Source organism: Micromonospora sp. CA-263727, assembly GCF_050942455.1.
Lineage (GTDB): Bacteria > Actinomycetota > Actinomycetes > Mycobacteriales > Micromonosporaceae > Micromonospora.
In genome coordinates this window covers 522,239-540,351 of sequence record NZ_CP192031.1, presented here as the reverse complement: position 1 = coordinate 540,351, position 18,113 = coordinate 522,239, and the positions used below count along the sequence as shown (strand labels likewise).

General features: G+C 69.7%; 23 protein-coding genes. 18 read left to right on the top strand and 5 right to left on the bottom strand.

Annotation, left to right across the window (positions count from 1 at the left end):
* Positions 1-15 precede the first annotated feature (15 nt).
* A complete protein-coding gene (locus ACQPYA_RS02500; protein WP_433531016.1) occupies positions 16-381 on the top strand; it encodes a hypothetical protein in 366 nt (121 codons plus the stop codon).
* A 91-nt stretch (positions 382-472) separates the two neighbouring features.
* On the opposite strand, the gene ACQPYA_RS02495 is transcribed toward ACQPYA_RS02500, so the two are convergent.
* Entirely contained in the window at positions 473-673 is a 201-nt protein-coding gene (locus tag ACQPYA_RS02495; RefSeq protein WP_433531015.1) for a DUF397 domain-containing protein, read from the bottom strand.
* Entirely contained in the window at positions 660-1,517 is an 858-nt protein-coding gene (locus ACQPYA_RS02490; RefSeq protein ID WP_433531014.1) for a helix-turn-helix domain-containing protein, read from the bottom strand. Before ACQPYA_RS02490 ends, ACQPYA_RS02495 begins: the two co-directional genes overlap by 14 nt.
* A 423-nt stretch (positions 1,518-1,940) precedes the next feature.
* Here ACQPYA_RS02490 and ACQPYA_RS02485 point away from each other — a divergent pair, with 423 nt between their 5' ends.
* The 4 genes from ACQPYA_RS02485 to ACQPYA_RS02470 all read left to right on the top strand — a co-directional run bounded on the left by ACQPYA_RS02485 (position 1,941) and on the right by ACQPYA_RS02470 (position 4,306).
* On the top strand, positions 1,941-2,159 hold the full coding sequence (locus ACQPYA_RS02485) for a hypothetical protein (protein WP_433531013.1): 219 nt from the start codon (positions 1,941-1,943) through the stop codon (positions 2,157-2,159).
* A gap of 523 nt (positions 2,160-2,682) precedes the next feature.
* The gene (locus tag ACQPYA_RS02480; RefSeq protein WP_433531012.1) at positions 2,683-3,165 is read left to right on the top strand and encodes a hypothetical protein; all 483 of its coding nucleotides are present in this window, start codon (positions 2,683-2,685) and stop codon (positions 3,163-3,165) included.
* 32 nt (positions 3,166-3,197) lie between these two features.
* Positions 3,198-3,584 (top strand): helix-turn-helix domain-containing protein, encoded by a 387-nt coding sequence (locus tag ACQPYA_RS02475; RefSeq protein ID WP_433531011.1) that lies wholly within the window; start codon positions 3,198-3,200, stop codon positions 3,582-3,584.
* Positions 3,585-3,589: 5 nt separating this feature from the next.
* A complete protein-coding gene (locus tag ACQPYA_RS02470) occupies positions 3,590-4,306 on the top strand; it encodes a helix-turn-helix domain-containing protein (RefSeq protein ID WP_433533362.1) in 717 nt (238 codons plus the stop codon).
* Between the two features lie 358 nt (positions 4,307-4,664).
* Here the strand turns inward: ACQPYA_RS02470 and ACQPYA_RS02465 are convergent, their stop codons facing one another.
* The 3 genes from ACQPYA_RS02465 to ACQPYA_RS02455 all read right to left on the bottom strand — a co-directional run bounded on the left by ACQPYA_RS02465 (position 4,665) and on the right by ACQPYA_RS02455 (position 6,108).
* Positions 4,665-5,339 (bottom strand): prepilin peptidase, encoded by a 675-nt coding sequence (locus tag ACQPYA_RS02465; protein ID WP_433531010.1) that lies wholly within the window; start codon positions 5,337-5,339, stop codon positions 4,665-4,667.
* 5 nt (positions 5,340-5,344) lie between these two features.
* Positions 5,345-5,668, bottom strand: a complete 324-nt coding sequence (locus tag ACQPYA_RS02460; protein ID WP_433531009.1) for a winged helix-turn-helix transcriptional regulator — start codon at positions 5,666-5,668, stop codon at positions 5,345-5,347.
* Between the two features lie 167 nt (positions 5,669-5,835).
* Positions 5,836-6,108, bottom strand: coding sequence for a hypothetical protein (locus tag ACQPYA_RS02455; protein WP_433531008.1), 273 nt, complete (start codon positions 6,106-6,108; stop codon positions 5,836-5,838).
* Positions 6,109-6,513: 405 nt separating this feature from the next.
* Here ACQPYA_RS02455 and ACQPYA_RS02450 point away from each other — a divergent pair, with 405 nt between their 5' ends.
* From ACQPYA_RS02450 to ACQPYA_RS02390, 13 genes are all read left to right on the top strand, one after another.
* Positions 6,514-7,044, top strand: coding sequence for a hypothetical protein (locus ACQPYA_RS02450; protein WP_433531007.1), 531 nt, complete (start codon positions 6,514-6,516; stop codon positions 7,042-7,044).
* Positions 7,038-7,940: a hypothetical protein gene (locus ACQPYA_RS02445; protein WP_433531006.1), complete on the top strand. Its 903-nt coding sequence runs from the start codon at positions 7,038-7,040 to the stop codon at positions 7,938-7,940. Before ACQPYA_RS02450 ends, ACQPYA_RS02445 begins: the two co-directional genes overlap by 7 nt.
* Before the next feature lie 153 nt (positions 7,941-8,093).
* Positions 8,094-8,699, top strand: coding sequence for an SAF domain-containing protein (locus tag ACQPYA_RS02440; RefSeq protein WP_433533361.1), 606 nt, complete (start codon positions 8,094-8,096; stop codon positions 8,697-8,699).
* 1 nt (position 8,700) lies between these two features.
* Positions 8,701-9,510, top strand: coding sequence for a hypothetical protein (locus ACQPYA_RS02435; protein ID WP_433531005.1), 810 nt, complete (start codon positions 8,701-8,703; stop codon positions 9,508-9,510).
* On the top strand, positions 9,507-10,895 hold the full coding sequence (locus ACQPYA_RS02430) for a CpaF family protein (RefSeq protein ID WP_433531004.1): 1,389 nt from the start codon (positions 9,507-9,509) through the stop codon (positions 10,893-10,895). The genes ACQPYA_RS02435 and ACQPYA_RS02430 overlap by 4 nt, the downstream gene beginning before the upstream one ends.
* The gene (locus ACQPYA_RS02425; protein ID WP_433531003.1) at positions 10,886-11,788 is read left to right on the top strand and encodes a type II secretion system F family protein; all 903 of its coding nucleotides are present in this window, start codon (positions 10,886-10,888) and stop codon (positions 11,786-11,788) included. The genes ACQPYA_RS02430 and ACQPYA_RS02425 overlap by 10 nt, the downstream gene beginning before the upstream one ends.
* Positions 11,785-12,684, top strand: a complete 900-nt coding sequence (locus tag ACQPYA_RS02420; RefSeq protein WP_433531002.1) for a type II secretion system F family protein — start codon at positions 11,785-11,787, stop codon at positions 12,682-12,684. The genes ACQPYA_RS02425 and ACQPYA_RS02420 overlap by 4 nt, the downstream gene beginning before the upstream one ends.
* A 66-nt stretch (positions 12,685-12,750) precedes the next feature.
* Positions 12,751-12,942: a hypothetical protein gene (locus ACQPYA_RS02415; protein ID WP_018803909.1), complete on the top strand. Its 192-nt coding sequence runs from the start codon at positions 12,751-12,753 to the stop codon at positions 12,940-12,942.
* A gap of 3 nt (positions 12,943-12,945) precedes the next feature.
* The gene (locus ACQPYA_RS02410; RefSeq protein ID WP_433531001.1) at positions 12,946-13,428 is read left to right on the top strand and encodes a TadE family protein; all 483 of its coding nucleotides are present in this window, start codon (positions 12,946-12,948) and stop codon (positions 13,426-13,428) included.
* Entirely contained in the window at positions 13,425-13,886 is a 462-nt protein-coding gene (locus ACQPYA_RS02405; RefSeq protein ID WP_433531000.1) for a TadE/TadG family type IV pilus assembly protein, read from the top strand. The genes ACQPYA_RS02410 and ACQPYA_RS02405 overlap by 4 nt, the downstream gene beginning before the upstream one ends.
* Complete coding sequence (locus tag ACQPYA_RS02400; protein WP_433530999.1) at positions 13,883-14,338, top strand: pilus assembly protein TadG-related protein; 456 nt, start codon at positions 13,883-13,885, stop codon at positions 14,336-14,338. The genes ACQPYA_RS02405 and ACQPYA_RS02400 overlap by 4 nt, the downstream gene beginning before the upstream one ends.
* Positions 14,339-14,366: 28 nt before the next feature.
* On the top strand, positions 14,367-17,204 hold the full coding sequence (locus tag ACQPYA_RS02395; RefSeq protein WP_433530998.1) for a BTAD domain-containing putative transcriptional regulator: 2,838 nt from the start codon (positions 14,367-14,369) through the stop codon (positions 17,202-17,204).
* Positions 17,201-18,112 carry a DUF2637 domain-containing protein gene (locus tag ACQPYA_RS02390; protein WP_433530997.1) on the top strand — a complete coding sequence of 304 codons (912 nt, stop codon included), beginning with the start codon at positions 17,201-17,203 and terminating at the stop codon, positions 18,110-18,112. Before ACQPYA_RS02395 ends, ACQPYA_RS02390 begins: the two co-directional genes overlap by 4 nt.
* Position 18,113: the final 1 nt, after the last annotated feature.

Genomic DNA, 18,113 nt, shown 5'->3' with positions numbered 1-18,113 from the left:
CGTACGGTTGGACCCGTGCTTGCGGGAGTCCTGATCACTGAGAGTCTGCGCCACGACGTGACGCTCGAACGCCTCAACCTACGAGTCGACAAGATCTCCCGCTGGCGAAACCCCGACCCTGCGCCAGGCCAACCGGATACCTGGACCATCGTGGACTTCACCTCGGACCGCAGCGACCCCATGGGACTTGCCGACCAGTTCGCGCAAGCCCTGTCCAGCCCGGGGTGGTACGTCGACTTCCACACCGAAGATCAGAAGTTTGTCGTCTTCCCCGACAAGACCTTCGCCTATCGCAGGGGCGACGATCGAGGCCGCGCCGAGGCCGTCGCCTACGCACGCTCGGCGGGCGTACCCGACGATCAGTGCGACTGGGGCGAGTAGCCGTGGCTGTTGCCAGAGAGGCGGGTCGGGCTCCCAGACGAGGATCGACGGTGTTGGGTGCCCGCACAGCTCGACTGGGCACCCAACAGCATCAGTCCGTCGAGTCGAACGCGCCGTGCTTCGCGCCGTCGATGAACGCAGCCCACCCCGCCTGCGTGAACTCCAGGATCGGCCCCTCGCCCCGAGCTTTGGTGTCCCTGACCCCGACAGCGTCCTTACCTAGGTGGGCGACCTCCACGCACGCACCGTTGTTGCCGGATCGGCTGGACTTGAACCACTTAACCGAGTCCATCCTTCTTCTCCTGAATCAATCGGGTGGACTCCCTGGGCGACAGCGTCAGGGAGAGCAGGTGATCGAAGACGCCCGTGAGCCGCCGGATCTCCTCGGGCGACTCCAGGAACAATTCTCCCGCCAGGGTCTCGATGTAGCCAAGAGGCGGGTCACCATCCGCGAACGTCAGGACATCGAAGCCGCCATGTACAGCGAGGTGAGCACCGGCGGCGAGCGTCAGGACCTGCACGGTGACGTTGGGCAGCGCGGAGACCTTGATGAGATGATCCAGTTGCTCGCGCCGCACGTCGGCGTCGCTGACCTCCAGCATCAGCGATTGTTCCGTGATGATCGCGTGTAGTCGCAGCGGCGGCCGGCGCGTCGTCAGCACCTCTTGGCGCTTGAGGCGCGCCTCGACACGTTGGGTGATCTCCTCCTGGTCAGTCTCCCGACCGATGCGGATGACCGATTCGGCGTACGCACGGGTCTGGATGAGTCCGGGGATGAGGGTCGGCTGGAACTCACGGAGTTCGACCGCCTCAGCTTCGTACGCGATGAACGTGGCGTATCGGGCCGGCAGCGTGTTGAGCCGCTGCCACCAGCCCGGCTCGCGCAGTTGTTCGGCCATGCTGCGGAGCGCCAGCCCGGGCTCTTCGTCGTGCGGGACGTCGTAGGCGACGAGGATCTCCAGCACATCTCGCGGGCGCGGCTTGATGTCGCCGGACTCGATGCGGGCGATCCGCTGCTGCGAGCACTTGAGCAGCTTGGCTGCGTCTCCCTGCGTGAGACTGCGTCCCTCGCGTAGCCGTCGCAGTTCCCTGCCGAGACGGCGAGACCGAGGCGTCGGTGGCGTGAATCCGGCCATGCTCTGATCCTCCCTCATGCGCAACCAGCGAACCTATGGGGCCACCGCATCCTGATGCTTGCCAGCATCGTACGATGCTGCAACACTGGCCAGCATAGTAGGTGGCTGTGATGCGGGGTCGCCCGCAGCGGACGCAACGGCCAGCGGTGGCCAACACCGGGAGCGACGGAGTTGCGTCCGCAAGGCGACTTCGATGCACGACGAACGAGCCAGATAAGGGGGTTCACCCCGACGCGTCAAGGTCAACTCGATTGAGGTGATGACGGTGCTGCTGTTCGGTGTTCTCGCGGCGTTGGTGGTCGGCTACGTCGCTGGATTGGTGTCCTTCAAGGTCAAGGACCGATGGTGCCCCCAGTGCGGATCCACAGCCGTTGCTCGCGAACAGGTCAGGCGAGCCCGATGACATTGCCCCCGCTAGGCGACGTGATCGAGGTCGGCGACCAGGACTACAAGCACGGGAACGGGCATCTCTTCCTACGAGTCACCCGCATCGGTGACCAGGTACGACTGCATGACGACGAGTGGCTGGAAGTGGAGAGTCTAGCGCTGAGGGCAGACGGCACGCAGCTCGACCCCAGCCCTCGCCCGGCACTCGTCCGGATGCGTGCGCTGCGCATCGCGCCGCCGTCGAGGTCGTCGTGAGCACGACCTACCTGGCGACCGTCGCGCTGGAGGAGGTCAGCCGAGCCCAAGTAGAACTTGAACGCCACCTAACGGTCCGACCATCCGGTGAGTGTGTGACCTGTGGCGAGGTCGAGCCGTGCTCCGGCCGCCGAGAGGCTGGCTCCACGTTCATGAAGTACGGCCTTCTGCCACGCCGCCGACCAGGCGTTTCAGGGGTGCGCCGCGTCGCTCCAGTACCGGGAAGTGCTGCGCCTTCGGCTCCGTGGTTTACATCAGCCCCGGACTGCGGGGGCGACGAGATGACCGGGACGGGGGCCGAGCCCCGGCACACCCAGGCGTCGCCGGGAAGTAGGTCGACCCCCACGACCAGAAGCTGACCCAGAGACCAGCACAACCTGATCTTGCAACGCCCGTCTGATTTCGAGAGGTATTGATAGTGAACGGCGCATCGGGCGCTCAGACGAGGGCTCCACGCAGCCCGAACGACTTGCTACGACGCGCACGACTTGCCATGCGGTCACCGACAGGGTCGGGTCGAGCGATGTCGCGGCAGGAGGTTGCCGAGGCGGTCAACGCGTGGATCTGGGAGCACCAGGGACGGCGCACGTATCTTGACAGCAGGTACGTCGGCAAGCTGGATCGCGGGGAGTCCCGCTGGCCGGTGGCGCACGTCCGGGCAGGGCTACGCGGGGTCTTCGACGTGGACAACGATGCCTCGATCGGGCTGCACGTCATCTACGGCTCGGGACGACCGACCGAGACCGTGAAGGCAGCGCCCTCTCTGGCTCGGAGGACGGAGCAAGCGCAGGAGATCACGTCACCGAACCAGCGCGCGGACGCGACGCCCACTATTCATCTCGGCGTCGCGGCGGGCACGACAGTCAGGATCACGCTCGACAGTGGATCTTCTGGCCCGGTCCGCGTCGTACTGACCACGATGCCCGACGACCACTTGGCGCTACCGCCGACCGTCGGCTCTGGGGCGCGGGTGTACTCACTCGCCGACCGACGCAGGCGAGCCTGATGGGGCAGCGGCCGGCCGAGTTGAGGCCCCACGTGTCCGCCCGCCACTTCCTCGGCGCAGAGCTGCGCTGTTGGCGGCAGCAGCGCGGGCTGTCGCTGGCACGGCTCGCGGCGCTGGTGTACGTGAGTCCGGACCTGCTTGGCAAGATCGAGAAGGCCGAGCGTGCGGCCAGCCTGGATGTCATGGCTCGCTGCGATGAGGCATTGGAGACGGGCGGAGCGCTCGCCCGGCTGCGGCGCTTCGTGGACCACCAGACGGCAGCACAGCCACGAACGGATGCGTCGGCGACGATGCCGACACGGTTCATGGTGGCCATGGAGATCGTGCCAGTCGGACCAGTCGACTCCGACACCGCACTCCGCGCGAACCGGGACGGCCGGCCGCGCTTGTACGCGCTTCGCGGCGGACAGGACGGGTGATCGAAATGGATGCCGTCCCGGAACCCGTCACTCCTGAACAGATTCGCGACCTGCAGAAGGCGTTGGGACGGCAGTTGGCCCACTGGCGCAAGGCAGCCGGCATGACCCAGGCTGCCCTCGCCAGGCGGACGGCCTACTCCCGCAGTTCGGTCGCGAACGTCGAGATCGGGCGACACAACATCCCCCGTGGATTCTGGGAGCGCGCTGACCGCGAACTCCGGGCGCAAGGATCGTTGGTGGAGGCGTTCGACAGGCTCCACGACCTGATCACCATGCTCCGGAGGCATCGAGCGTGGGTGACCGAACACGAACGGCTGCTACGCCATCAGACAACCACTCCGCCGAATCCACCCGGCCTCATGAGCGCGTCTCCGAGCTGCGGATGCACGGTCGCGGTCGCTCGTTGGAGGGAGCGGGAAGTCCTTGCGTTGCGGGAGGCACTGCGGCTCAGCCTTGGGGCGTTCGCCGAGCGGCTTCGTGTGCCTTCCTCGATCGTCGCGGCGTGGGAGAACCGTAGACAGCCTGAGCCGCCGAGTCTGCCGATGCAAGCCGCCCTCGACGACCTCCTCAAACTCGCCGACCAGGAAGCGCGGACTCGCTTCGCACGGATTCTTCAGATGCCGCCGATGAGGTCCAGCGACCATGCTGGTACGCCTCGAACCGATCGTCCCGCGACGGTGACCCCGCTTCACCGGAGTCAGGGACCACAGGCCGTGCGGTGAAGGGACAACAATGGGCAGGCCGTTGACGGTCATCCCGGGACTGCGCCAGTCGGTCATGTTCGACGTGGCGGTGGCCCTCTACCGACGGCATGTCGTCGACGACCAGCCCAGGATCTGCAAGGCGTGTGGACGGGCCGCACCGTGTCCGGCTCGGCTTCACGCCGAACTCGTCATAGCTACCGCAGGCGCTGATCCGCAGCACTTTGAGGTTGCTCCGCCGCCGGGGCATACCGGCTTCCGGGTCGGCGGTCGCGACCGTCCCATCGACGATGACGCCCTCAGGTACGAGCGTGATGGCGACTGATCCCGCCGTCGCGGCGGTACCTCACGCCACCCACGCCAGCTCGACGTTGTTTCGCTATGCGGCAAGTACCACAGCCAGAAGCCAACCAACAGCGAGGGCCGGTCCCATAGGGATCGGCGAGTTCTTCGCGTCGGTCGACCGTCGGAGTCTGACGACGGAAGCGACGGTGCCGTGCAGAAGCAGCCCAGCAAGAAGGCCGAGGATCGCGGTGTGCCAGCCCAGCCATCCGAGGTTGCACGCAATGGCACCGGAGAACACGACATCACCGAGGCCGAGCTGGCCGGGCAACGCCAAGGCGACGGCAAGCATGACCGCCCCTGCCGCGATACCCGCAAACGCAGCTCGAATAAGCGGCCCGAAATCGCTTCCGACGAGGGCCGCCATCAGGAAGAGCAGACCAGACGACACCCACAGCGAGCCGGTCAGGTGATGGGGCAGCCGCCGGCACCGCACGTCGATGATTGCCAGACCTACGCCTACTACCGCGAAAAGCCAGAAGGCGGGCAGTGTGAGACCGGGAGGTATGACTATCCCGGTGACGGCGGTGGTGGCGGCGGTGAGAAGGGCGGTAACGATCACCTCTGTGGGGCGAGCGGGACTGCCGGTCCACCACCGTGCGGGTAGACGTACCGGCCCGGACTCGCCCGTTCCGTACGCGACGGCAGCGATCGGTACGCCAGCCATCGCGCCGGCGAGGCCAAGGTTGATCGCGGCGAGGCTGTTCGCCACGGTTGTTAGGTCCGGTCGCCGCTCGCGCGGTGCTGCCGGCCCCATCGTTCGATCTCGCCGAGCAGATCAACCAGCTCAACGCCGCCGTCGGTCAGCCGGTAGTCGGCCCTGTCGTCGCCTTGGTGGTGCTCAACGAGGTCGTGGGCGCGGAGGTAGGTCAGGGTGTCAGTCAGCGTACGGGCGTGCACGACGTCGGGGCTGACCTGTGACACCGCGTGGTGAAGCTTCGAGTAGCGCAACGGCCCTTCATAGAGGACGGTCAAAACCGCAACCGACAGCTTTCGCTTCGCCAGGTTGAGTAGGTGTTCGAGATCGTTCGTCAGCGCCACTCACCTCCCCCGAATCGAGCGCGCCAGCTCAAGACAACAGTCTATGAGGCCGCACAAGTGTTCGGCGAGGGTTTAACGTGGCGAAAGTTCCATCCATTATGGAGCAAGGCCGGGAATCGCGGGAGCTTCCGGAACAATTTCCACATTTTACGTTCCCCGTTTCCGGATCAGCCCCCGGTGAGCCTCGGGTCTAAAGCTGGCCGCGACGCCAGCCAGCGGCGTAGCCGAAGAAGGCGACCAACGATCGCTACCCCCTTGCCGGTCAGGCAGAAGCAGGTTCGGTCGAGCGACTCGCTGTCCAGCGAGCCGGCGTGAGGGCTGACCACGAAACCGTCTGCCGCCATCGCTCGCAACAGGGCTGCGGGTCGGGGGGACGCGGCGGCGATCTGGGCGAAGCTGGCAGTGCCGCCGCGATGATGCATCGCCAGTAGCAACTCCATGGCACCACTCTGGGCGAGCAGGGTCAGTGTGTGTTCTGTTCCATTGTGGTCATTCATTGGCCCCCCTCACCCTTCTCGCACCTTCATTTTCAGCTAACCGTGGTCGCAATTGACGCCCACTTATCTGTCGGGTAGGCGACAACCCTTTCGGCCGCTTTGCGGCTATTTGAAGGCCAGTCTGCCCATGGTGCGTACGTCTGTGCGTGTGAGTCCGGCCCTAGCTGATGCGCGTAGCCGCAGGTACGCACGTAGACATCACCGAGGGGTCAGGGTGTAGACACGACTCGTGACCTTGGGCGAGTCAGTCACCGTTGGACGGCGTCGGCGGGTCGCAGAACCCCGGCTGCCAGCCGGGGCCGCTCACGAGATCGGGGAGGTTCGCGGCCAGTGTTGACCCGGAGGTTCATGGCTGGTCTCGTCGGGGTTTCGGCGCTGCTCAGCACGGCGTGCAGCGCGACCGACGGCGGCGAATCGACGCCTTCGACGCAGGCGACAACCCCGGCGAGTGCGCCCGCCTCCGAGGCACCGTCTGCCCAGCAGGAAGCGCTCGCGTCGTACGTCGGGATGTGGCAAGCGATGGCGAAGGCGGGCGAGTTTCCCGATCCAGATGCGCCGGAGCTGCGTCGGTACGCCGCCGACCGGGCGTTGGCTCGGATTGTTGACGTGCTGTTTACCTACCGCGAGACCGGCGTCGTGACGCGCGGCGCACCGGTCCTGAATGCGCGTACGACCGGTGCGAGCCCGGCCGACGAACCTACCGAGGTCACCGTCGCCGACTGCGCCGACTCTACGAACTGGACCAAACATAAGAAGACCACCGGTGAGCTGATTGAGGACGATCCACGGGGGCGACGCAACATCACCGCCGTGGTCAAGCCGATAGACGGCTCGTGGAAGGTGGTCTCGTTCGATGTGGGGGACATCGGATCATGCTGAAGCTCATACGTATGGCAGCAGTGATTCTGCTGGCCGGAGCCGTCTTGCTCGTCGCGCCGATGGCTGCGCAGGCTGACCCGTTCGGAGACACGCGCTGCGACAACAACCCCAGCGCTCCCGGATGCGACGTCACGGCCGGCAATCCCGGCGGTGCTGGCAGCTCAAATCCGGGAAATGGTGGCGGAGGCCAGCGTGGGGATGGCAAGTGCCGCAATCCTGCCGGCGAGGAGATTCCGTGTGAGCGGGACGGTGCGTGGGCTGGGGCGGATGGCTGCTACTACGCGCCGACTGATCCGTCACCATCCACTATCGAAGCCCTGGGAGGGCAGCCTACGGGTGAGGGTGGTTGGTACATGCGGATCTGCTACGGCGACAGCAGTGCGCTCGGAGGTGCGGTGTGGATCGCGGGTGACCCGCCGGTGGTGTCTCCGGCGGTGTTGGCGCGGCAGGCGCGGGCGCGTCTTGACTTGCCGAGGGTCGTCATTCGTATGAATCCGCCGGGTGATCAGCTCGTCAACCTGCCGGCCTGGCTGGCTCTCGACCGGGGGTCGTGGGGATCGCACTCGGCGACCGCTTCCGTTCCGGGTGTCAGCGTCACGGCGACGGCGCGGCCGGTGAAGGCGAGCTGGTCGATGGGTGACGGGGTGACAGTGACATGCGACGGGCCGGGGACGCTGTGGGCTTCGGGTACCGATCCGGCGAAGGCGTCGCCTGACTGCGGGCATGTCTATCGGCGGTCCTCGGCCGGCTCACCGGGTGGGCGCTACGCCGTGACGGTGACGGTCACGTGGGAGGTGACCTGGGCTGGTGCTGGGCAGTCCGGCACGGTGCCGGGGTTGACCACGACCGGGCAGGTGCAGACCCGGGTCCAAGAGTCGCAGGCCGTCGTGCGCTAGGCCAACAAGTCAGTTCGTTCGCGCGCCGATTCCCGAGGAGGACAAGTCATGGCGCTGGATTCCGTGCGCCCTAAAACAGGTCTGGGAGATCGTGCGGCGGCGGCCGGCCGTGCGGGACGTGGGCCGTGGCGGGCCGCCCGGCGGCGTCGCCGGTTGCCGTTCGTCGCGTTGGGCGGCCTGCTGGTGATCGTGTGTGTGCTGGCCTATGCCTACGGGGCGGCGCAGCTCGGTGATCGTGTGCAGGTGCTGGCGGTGGCGCGGCCGGTGGCCGCCGGGCAGGCGATCACCGCTGCGGACCTCAAGCAGGTCTCTGCCGCCCGTGATCCTGGGGTGCGGTTGGTTCCGGCCGCGCAAGCGGTGGAGGTGGTTGGTCGTACGGCGGTGGTGCCGTTGGTGGCTGGCACGTTGTTGACGCCGGAGTTGCTCGGGGATGCCGCGTTTCCGCCCGGCGGTCAGGTGACCGCCTCGGTGGCGGTGAAGCCGGGTCAGTATCCGCAAGGGCTCGCGGCCGGTGCGAAGGTGTCCGTCTACGTGTCGGCCGTGCAGAACGGTGGTCAGCCCGCTCCGGCGTCCAGCTCGACGGCGAGCGGTTCGACCCCGGCGCGGTTGTCGGCCGTGGTGCTGGGAGTTGACCTCGCCGGGGACGGCCAGGGCTCGACGGTCATTACGCTTCTGCTGGCTGCCTCGGATGCGCCGCAGTTGGCGACGGCTCCGGCTGGCGGTGTGGTGCTGATGCAGACCTCGCCGGTGGGGAGCTGACATGCCTCTGGTGGCGGTGACCTATGTGAAAGGTCGTCCGGGAGCGACGACGACAGCCTTCGGGTTGGCCGCGGTTGCACCGGAGTGGGCGCGGCCGGTGGTGGTGGAGTGCGATCCGGCGGGCGGGGACCTGATGCGCCGGCACCGGTTGGCGGCGGTGCCGAGCGTGGTGGACCTGGCCGCCGCCGCCCGAGGCACGGCGAGTTCCGGGGACGTGTTCGCCGCCGCGTCGCAGCCGGTGTCGGTGGCCGAGGTCGCGGTGCCGGTGGTGGTCGCCCCGGCGGGTGGGGCGCAGACCCGCGCGGCGTTGCCGGAGTTGACCGGTAGCGGCCGGGCGGTGCTGGCCGCGCCCGATCGGGTGGTGGTGGCGGACTGCGGCCGGTTGGGGCCGGGCTCGCCGGTGTGGCCGTTGTTGCGGCTCGCGGATGTGGTGGTGGTGCTGGCTCGGGCGAACGCCGACGAGATGGCCCATCTGCGGGAGCACCTGGGCGACCTCGTCGACGCGGGCGCTGGCCGCTTGGTGGTGCTGCTCAGTGCGGGCGGCGTGTACCCGGCTGCGGACGTCGCGGAGGTCCTGTCGACTCACGTCGGGCAGGAGTTGGCCCGCGACCCGGAAGCGGTGAGCGTGCTCGGTCCGCTGCCGGACGACCGGCGGGCGGCGGCGGTGCTCGGCGGAGACCTCGTGGCCGGGCGGCGCTGGCGTCGCCTGCCCCTGATGGCCGCCTACGCGCGGCTGTGGACGGACCTCGGCCCGTACCTGCCCGTCGCGGCCTCGCAGCCCACCGACGTACCCACGGAGGCGACATCGTGACCGGCCCCTTTCTGTCGGCCCCTGGGTCCGGCGAGTCCGGCGAGATCACGGTGGTGCGGCGCGTCCGCCGGGAGGTCGCCGAGCGGCTGACCCGGGCCACACGGGCGCACGAGACCGCCACTGGTTCGCCGATGCCCGCCGACGAACGCGCGGCGACGACCCGCCGGTTGATCACCGAGGTTCTGGACGGGTACGCGACGGAGGAGATGAACGCCGGGCGCCCGCCACTGCGCCCGGATGCCGAGTCGCGGGTGGGTCGGGCAGTAGCGGACATGCTGCTCGGCGCGGGCGGCCTGCAGCCACTACTGAATGACGATCGGGTCGAGGAGGTCAACGCCAACGGCTGTGACCAGGTGTTCGTCCGCTACTCCAATGGCAGTCGCGCACAGGTCGGGCCGATCGCCGACTCGGACGCGGAGATGGTGGAACTGATCCGCCGCCTGGCGGCCGACGCCGGCCGTGCTGAGACCGGCGGCGAGGGCGCGGAGGAGCGCCGCTGGGACCGGGCCGCCCCGGTGTTGAACCTGCAACTCGCGGACGGCTCCCGCCTGCACGCAATCATGTCGGTGACCCGGCGTCCGGCGTTGTCGATCCGCCGGCACGGCTACGTGAAGGTCACCCTGGCCGATCTGGAGCAGCTCGGCACCGTCAACCCAGTGCTGCGGGAACTCCTTTCCGCTGCGGTGCGGGCGAGGTTGAACGTGCTGATCGCCGGGCGTACCGGTGCGGGCAAGACCACCCTCCTGCGCGCTCTCGCCTCGGCGATCCCCTTCAGCGAGCGGATCGTGACGATCGAGGACACCTACGAGCTGGCGCTCGACGCGGACAAGGCCGCGCATCCGGACGTGGTGGCGTTGCAGTCGCGGGAGGCCAACGTCGAGGGTGAAGGCGCGCTCGACATGAGCATGTTGTTCCGCTCCGGACTGCGCATGTCCCCGGACCGAGTCATCGTCGGGGAGATCCGCGGGCACGAGGTCATCCCGATGCTCAACGCGATGTCGCAGGGCAACGACGGCTCGTTGGGCACCATTCACGCCTCGTCGTCGGCGGGGGCGTTTCACAAGCTCATGCTCTACGCCGCGCAGGCGCCGGAACGCCTCGACCCGGCCACCACCAATCTTCTGGTGTCCGAGGCGGTTCACCTGGTCGTACACCTGGGGTTCACCAGTAACAACGGGGTGCGGGCGGTGACGTCGATGCGGGAGGTGGTCGGCGCTGACGGGCTGGCCGTGTCCAGCAACGAGATCTTCCGCCCCGACCGGGACGGCCGGGCCGTCCCGGGTGCGCCACCGTCGACCGGGCTGCTGTCGGCGCTGGCCCGGTGCGGCTTCGACCCAGGGTTGCTCGATGAAGCCCGCACCGCCCCGGGTGGGGGGTGGGCGTGATGGTGTTGACCGTGCCCCTCGCGGCCCTGCTGGGGGCCGGAACCGCGTTCGGGATGGTCCTGCTGGCCGTGGGTCTGTCGCCCCGGGACGACGGGCCCGGCGACTCCACCACCGAGTCGTGGCTGTCGAGGCTCGCATCGGCCCGTGGGCCGGTCGACCGGCGTCGGGTAGCCCTGTGCCTGACGGTGGGCGTGATCGTCGGTGTGGTGACCCGCTGGCCAGTCGCGGCGGCCCTGGCAGCGGCCGGGGCGTGGATGCTGCCGCAGGTCATCGGCCCGGACCGCGACCACGCCCGCCGGGTGGCCCGGATCGAGGCCATCGCCACCTGGACCGAGGCGTTACGAGACAACCTGTCCGGCGCGGCCGGGCTGGAACAGGCGATCACCGCCAGCGCGATCGAATCCCCAGAGCCGATCCGCGACGAGGTGACCCGCCTCGCCGTACGCCTGCAACGCAGTTGGCGACTGCGTGACGCGCTGCGCGCGTTCGCCGCCGAGCTGGCCGATCCAACCGCCGATCTGGTGGTCGCCGGGCTGGTGATGGCCGCGCGGGGCAGCGCCGGGCAACTCGGTGACGTGCTGGGCGAGCTGGCCGCGTCCGCGCGGGCGAAGGTCGCCTCCCGGCACCGCATCGCCGCCGCCCGCAAACGCAACCGCACCTCCGCGCGGGTCATCGTCGGTGCCACCCTGACCATGGCCGGGCTGCTGGCACTGCTCAACCGGGGCTACCTCGCCCCGTTCGACACGGCGACCGGTCAGCTCGTCCTCCTGGCCGCTGGTGGCTGCTTCGCCGCCGCGTTCGTCTGGCTCGGCCGGCTCATGCGCGACCGCGACACCGCCCGCGTCCTCGTCGGAGTCGCCGCACCGGCCGAGCCCGAGGCGGTGGCGACATGACCGGGCTGATACTGCTGGCCGGGCTCGGCACCGGAGTGGGCCTGTGGCTCGTGCTGGTGGGCTGGTTGCCCCGCCCGCCTCGGCTCGACAAAGCCCTTGACGCACCGTACGAGATCCCCCGCGTTGGTGACGCCACCGCCGAGACTCACTCTCTGGGGTGGTCGGGTCGGTGGGGTCGCCCGGCGGTGCGGTGGTTGCGTCGCGCGGGTCTTCCCCTGGCCAGTACCCGCCGCGACCTCGCCACCGTCGACAAGCCGGTCGACGTGCACCTCGCCGAGCAGGCGACCGCGATGGTGTTCGGACTGCTGTTGCCTCCCGTCGCCGCGACGCTGCTCGTCCTCGCCGGAGTGGGTACCGGCGTGACGGTGCCCGTCGCCGGATCGCTGGCGCTCGGCATCGCTGGATTCCTCGCCCCGGAGCTGTCGGTGCGATCCGAGGCCGCCAAGCACCGCACGGCGTTCCGTGACGCCCTGTCGTCCTTCCTGGATCTGGTGGTCATCAGCCTCGCGTCCGGGGCCGGGGTGGACCAGGCGCTCGACGACGCGGCGAAGGTCGGCTCCGGCCCCGCCTACACCGAACTGCGGTACGCGTTGACCGAGGCGCGGCTGGCCCGGGTACCGCCGTGGGACATCCTCGCCGCCCTCGGCCGCCGGGTCGCCGTCGCCGAGCTACAGCAGCTCGCCGCCACCGTTGGGCTGGCCGGCACCGAAGGAGCGAAGGTCCGCGCGTCCCTGCGCTCGCGTGCCATCGCCCTGCGCGCCCGGCAACTCACCGACGCCGAGGGCGAGGCGAACGCCGCGACCGAGCGGATGGCGCTGCCCATCGTCGCCCTGTTCGCCGGTTTCCTGATCTTCCTCGGCTATCCCGCGATGGCCGCCGTACTCGGCGGGCTGTAGGAGGCACGCCAGTTCACCAATCCCGAACAGCCGCGAGATTCCGTACCCGCTTTGGAGGAACACACCATGTCCGCTCTGGTCACCTACCTCGCCGCCGAGCTGCGGCACCGCTGGCAGGCGGTGCGCGACACCAAAGACGGCGGCTACTCCACCGAAGCCGTTCTCGTCACCGCCGTGCTTGTAACGCTGGCGATCGTGGTGCTCGGCATCATCGCGGTCAAGGTCACCAGCAAGGCCAACAGCATCAACCTCGGCTGACCGATGCCGCCGACCATCCGGGAACACCGCGCCGAGCGCCCGCCCTCCCCGGCGCTCGGCGCGGCTCGACGGCTGCGCGCCCGATGGAGGCGCGTGACCGCCCACTCCGACGCGGGCGCCGCCACCGCCGAGCTGGCCATCGCTATGCCGCTGCTGCTGCTCATCGTCATGTTCGTCATCCAGGCCGGGGTGTTCATGCACGCCACCCACGTTGCCCAGAGCGCCGCGACCCGTTCGGCCAACGCCGCCGCCGGCTACCAATCCAGCGCTGCCACCGGCCGAGACGCGGGCGAGCAAACCCTCGCCGCGATCGGCGACGGGGTCCTCAAGGACCCCTCGGTGTCGGTGACCCGCACCGCCACCGAGGTCCGTACCGAGATCACGGGTACTGCGGCGACCGTGGTTCCTGGCGTGCGGTGGACTGTTCGCGCCACCGTCGTTCGGCCCGTCGAGCGCTTCGTGCCCGATGATAGAGCCGCGCCATGACCAGGGCAGGAGCGCAAGCCGGACACCTCCGGCTCCGGCGGGTCATCGCCCTCGGTGACCGGGGAGCGAGCACCACCGAAGCGGCCCTCGTCACCCCGCTACTGGTGGCCGTCATGCTCTTCGTGGTGCTGTGCGGCCGGCTGGTCTCCGCGCAGATGGACCTTGAGGCCGCCGCCAGCGCCGCGGCCCGGTCCGCCTCCCTCGCCCGCACTGACGCTGCCGCACGCGCTGAGGCAGACCGCACCGCTCGGGAAACCCTCGCCTCCCGCGCGGTCGCCTGCCAGCAGGTCAGCGTCACCGTGTCCACCGGCGGGTTGCGTCCCGGCGGCACGGTCACCGTGACCGTGGAGTGCACCGTTCCCCTGTCCGACCTCGCCCTACTGTCCGTGCCTGGTTCCCGTACCACGCGGGCCACGGCGACCTCCCCCATCGACGTGTGGAGAGGAGTCTCATCGTGAGGCAACCCGATGCTGGCCGCTGGCGGCGGCTCCGCGAACGCACCGGAGACGACTCGGGCCAGGTGACCGCGTTCGCGGTCCTGATGATGGTCGCCCTGCTCGCCGTGGCCGGGCTGGTCCTCGACGCCGGCCTGGCCCTGACGCAGAAGGTCCGTGCCCTCGACATCGCCCAGGCGGCGGCCAGGGCCGGGGCGCAGGAACTCGACCTGTACCAGTACCGCACCCGCAACGTCGCGGTACTCGATCCGGCGCGTGCCGCGTCGGCCGCGCGGGCGTGGCTGGCCTCGGCGGGCGCCACTGGCGAGGCCACCGCGACCACCACCACCGTGACCGTGACCGTCCGGCGGACCAGCCGCACGCAGCTCCTGCAGATCGTCGGCGTGCGGCAGCTCGCCGTGTCCGCCTCCGCCAGTGCCACCGCCGTGCAGGGCGTCACCGGCCCCACCACCTGACCCTGCCCATCCGGAGGAGGACGACCCCATGCCCCGCGCACTCGCCGCCGTCGCCCGGACCCTGCGTGCCCTGCTCGCGCTCGCCGTGCTGGCGGGCTTCACCGCCGGGGTGCCGTGGCTGCTGATCGTCGCGGCCGGCTGGCCCCTCGACTGGATCGGCTGGCCGAAGGCCGACACGGTGCCCACGCTGACCGACCTTTACGCCGCGATCACGAGCCCGTGGTCGGACAACATGGTCTTCGCGCTGCTGGCCACGATCGGCTGGGTGCTGTGGGCGCAGTTCTTGCGCGACACCATCATCGAGATCATCGAGACGTCCGCCGCCGCGAGAGCCAGCCGGCGCGGCCAGCCCCGCCCCCCGGCGAGTGGACGCGGCCCGATCCGCTGGGTCGCCGCTGTCCTCGTCGGCGCGATCGTCGGAGCCGTGCTGTTCGACGCCGCCCGCGCCGTCACCAGCACCTCCACCGCTGGTGCGGCTGCCGCCGATGCCGCCGCACGCCGCCCAGCCGTTGCCGTCGTCCCGGCACACCCCGCCGCGCTGTCAACCGTGGAGCACGGCCCGCGCCCGGCGCTCACCATCGGCGTGTCCGCCACCAGCGCCACCCTCCCGCTCGCCACCCACCGAGCCAGCCCTGCCGTCCCGTCCTGGGCACAAGACGCCCCGGGCGGGACACACCGCGTCGTCGCCGGAGACAACCTGTGGGACCTCGCCGCCAAGCACCTCGGCGACCCGCACCGCTGGCGGGAGATCTACAAACTCAACCGGGGACACGAACAGGCCAACGGCTACGCCCTCACCGACCCCGACGAGATCCACGTCGGATGGATCCTCGCTCTCCCCGCCCGCGAGGCCGCACCACCAGCCACCCCACCCCACACCCAGGACCCACCGCCCGGCAACCCCGACACCACCGCGCCCGAGGCCACCGAGACCGCCCCAGCCGTCCCACCGCCTGCGCCGCCGGCCAGCGCCACCCCAACCCCCAGCGCCCCGGAGCCGAGCCCTTCACCGCCTACCACCGAACCAAGCACTCCCGCCGACTCGGCCGATGCTGCCACCCCCGCACCGGACACCGACCCATCCGATGACCAGCCGACCGACGAGGCCGGAATCACGCTGCCAGCGCAGGGCTGGATCAGCCTCGGCCTGGCCGCCGCCATCGCCGCCGTAGCCGCTCTGCTACGCCTACAACGACGCCGCCGCGCCCGACTGACCTTCCCCACACCGGTCAGCACCGCCCCGCAAGGCTCCCCAATGCCACCGTCTCTGGCCACCGTCGACATCCTCGGCAGCCGCCACCTCGGCCCCAGCAGCGACCACCGGCCCGCCAGCCCCACCGTTGCGGCACCGATCGGCGTCGACTCGGACGGCACCGAGGTAAGCCTGTTCCACCTGCCCGGTCCCGGCGTCGCCCTGCGAGGCGACGGAGCCGTACCAGCGGCCCGCGCCATCCTCGCGTCCATCCTGACCAGCGGCGCGGCAGAGTCCGCCGCCGCCCGCCCGGTAGTGGTCACCACCGTCGACCTACTCGCCCGGCTCCTGCCCGAGGACGCCCCGGCGGTCGGGCTAGACCCCGACGGCACCGCCTACGACGGAGAACGACTCATCGTGCTCGCCGACACCGCGGCGGCGATCACCCACGCCGAAGAGGAGATGATCGGCCGCCGCCGGCTGCTGGACACCTTCGACGCCGAGACGATCACCGACCTCAACGCCCGCACCGACCACGCCGAGACCCAACCGCCGTACGTGCTGCTCATCGACTCCAACCCCCGGCGCGCCGCCCGCCTCCACGCCGTCGCCACCCACCGCGCCGCCCTGAACCTGCACCCCGTCATCCTCGGCCCGCACGACGGCATCCCCACCATCGAGATCAGCGCCGAGGGCACCGCAACCGGCGACGAACCGCATCCGGTGGCCCGGCTGTCCACTCTCGGCGCGGATGGCCTCGCCGCTGTCCTCGCCATGCTCACCGACGCGATAGCCCGTCCCGAGGCCGGTACTGACGTCGACGACCCGCCCGTCGAGACCTCGTCGGCCGCGGTGACCGTCGAGACGAACGAGGCGGCACCGCTCCAGGCCGATGACGCGGCGGCCCTGGTCCGCCTCCGGGTCCTCGGCCCGGTCACCGTCGCCACCGACGCCGGTCCGATCGCCACCGGAATGCGCAGCGGCTCCTACACCGCGCTCGCCGTACTCGCCGCCCACCCCGCCGGCCGCACCCTCGACCAACTCGCGGCCGACCTGCACCCCAACGCCGACCCGGCCGCCGCCGTCAAACGCGTACGCACTGACATCACCTCCGCCCGGCGGGTGCTTCGCGCCACCACCGGCCACGAGGAACCGATGTTCATCGTCTATGACCTCGCCACCGGCCGATACCAGCTCGACCCGCAGACCGTCACCGTGGACCTCTGGCAGATGCTCACCGCCATCGACCAAGCCACCACCACCGACGACGAAGCGGCCATGCTCACTGCGCTAGTCCGGGCCACCGAGCTGTATGGAGGTGACTTCGCCGAGGGCCATGATCATCCGTGGGCCACCGACTACGCCACCAGCTACCGCCACCAGATCCTCACTGCCTACGCCCGCATCGCCGAGATCCTCGAACCCGACCACCCCGACCAGGCTGTTGCCGCCCTCGAACACGCCGCCGAACTCGATCCCGTCAACGAGGAGCTATACCAACGGATCATGCGCATCCACGGCAGACGGCAACGGCCCGATGCCGTCCGGCGTACCCTGCGCCGGTTGGAGGAACGTCTCGCGGACCTCGGCGACGCCGAACCGTCCCAGGCCACCCGCCGCGTCGCCGAGCGCCAGCTTCGACCCGTCGTCCCCGCCGGTGGAGGACGGCCATGAACCACCGCCAGCTCCAACGGATGCAGTGGGCAGTGCGGGCCACACTGGTCCTCGGCGTGGCCGCCTCGGTCACCGCGAACATCTTGCACGCCCAACCGAACCCGATCTCCCAGACCATCGCGGCGTGGCCGCCCCTGGCCCTCCTGATCACCGTCGAGCTGGTCACCCGCATACCCGTCTACCGCCGTGCGCTCGGCGTCATCCGGATCGTCGCCGCCTCGGCCATCGCCGCCATCGCCGCCTGGATCAGCTACCACCACATGGTCGGAGTCGTCGCCCGGTACGGCGAGACCGGCACTGTGCCCTACCTCCTGCCGCTGTCGGTGGACGGGCTGATCATCGTCGCGTCGGTATCGCTCGTGGAACTCGCCGCCCGCCGCCGCGAAGCCGAGCACCCGCCACGCGTCGTAGCGGCGCAGACCTCACCGGCGCCATCTCGCGGTCAGCCCATCGAGTCGACACCCGTCGAGACCATGCCCGGGATGAGCGACAGCAGGCCAACCGGTCGGGGTCCACTGTCCGAACATCCTTCCCGTGATGCCGATGCCGACGGGTCGGCCCACGGCGGGAATCCTGACGCTGCCGGCCACCGGGACGACGACCGGGAGGCGGACGGTAGCGAGACTGGCGCTGACCTTGATGTGGAACCTGACGATGACGACCCATCCGACGAGACCGATGACATGGACGTCGACCTCGCCCCGGACCTGGTGCCGCTACTGCCCGCCGCCCGCGCGGCCCGTGACGAACTGACCCGAGAAGGGCACACCGTCAGCCGGGATGCCCTTGCCCGGCGACTACGCCAGAACGGCCACTCAATCCGCAACAGCGCCGTCTCACAACTGCTCGCCACGCTGCGCCAGGAGACGCAGCCGGTCAACGGCACTCGGCCCACGGCATCGGTATAGC

Bases quoted from the DNA above. Each gene is read 5' to 3' on its own strand.
- ACQPYA_RS02495 (WP_433531015.1), bottom strand. From the start codon at position 673: ATGGACTCGGTTAAGTGGTTCAAGTCCAGCCGATCCGGCAACAACGGT.
- ACQPYA_RS02435 (WP_433531005.1), top strand. From the start codon at position 8,701: ATGCCTCTGGTGGCGGTGACCTATGTGAAAGGTCGTCCGGGAGCGACG.
- ACQPYA_RS02480 (WP_433531012.1), top strand. From the start codon at position 2,683: ATGTCGCGGCAGGAGGTTGCCGAGGCGGTCAACGCGTGGATCTGGGAG.
- ACQPYA_RS02470 (WP_433533362.1), top strand. From the start codon at position 3,590: ATGGATGCCGTCCCGGAACCCGTCACTCCTGAACAGATTCGCGACCTG.
- ACQPYA_RS02390 (WP_433530997.1), top strand. From the start codon at position 17,201: ATGAACCACCGCCAGCTCCAACGGATGCAGTGGGCAGTGCGGGCCACA.
- ACQPYA_RS02445 (WP_433531006.1), top strand. From the start codon at position 7,038: ATGCTGAAGCTCATACGTATGGCAGCAGTGATTCTGCTGGCCGGAGCC.
- ACQPYA_RS02450 (WP_433531007.1), top strand. From the start codon at position 6,514: ATGGCTGGTCTCGTCGGGGTTTCGGCGCTGCTCAGCACGGCGTGCAGC.
- ACQPYA_RS02415 (WP_018803909.1), top strand. From the start codon at position 12,751: ATGTCCGCTCTGGTCACCTACCTCGCCGCCGAGCTGCGGCACCGCTGG.
- ACQPYA_RS02455 (WP_433531008.1), bottom strand. From the start codon at position 6,108: ATGGAGTTGCTACTGGCGATGCATCATCGCGGCGGCACTGCCAGCTTC.
- ACQPYA_RS02420 (WP_433531002.1), top strand. From the start codon at position 11,785: ATGACCGGGCTGATACTGCTGGCCGGGCTCGGCACCGGAGTGGGCCTG.
- ACQPYA_RS02395 (WP_433530998.1), top strand. From the start codon at position 14,367: ATGCCCCGCGCACTCGCCGCCGTCGCCCGGACCCTGCGTGCCCTGCTC.
- ACQPYA_RS02410 (WP_433531001.1), top strand. From the start codon at position 12,946: ATGCCGCCGACCATCCGGGAACACCGCGCCGAGCGCCCGCCCTCCCCG.
- ACQPYA_RS02405 (WP_433531000.1), top strand. From the start codon at position 13,425: ATGACCAGGGCAGGAGCGCAAGCCGGACACCTCCGGCTCCGGCGGGTC.
- ACQPYA_RS02490 (WP_433531014.1), bottom strand. From the start codon at position 1,517: ATGGCCGGATTCACGCCACCGACGCCTCGGTCTCGCCGTCTCGGCAGG.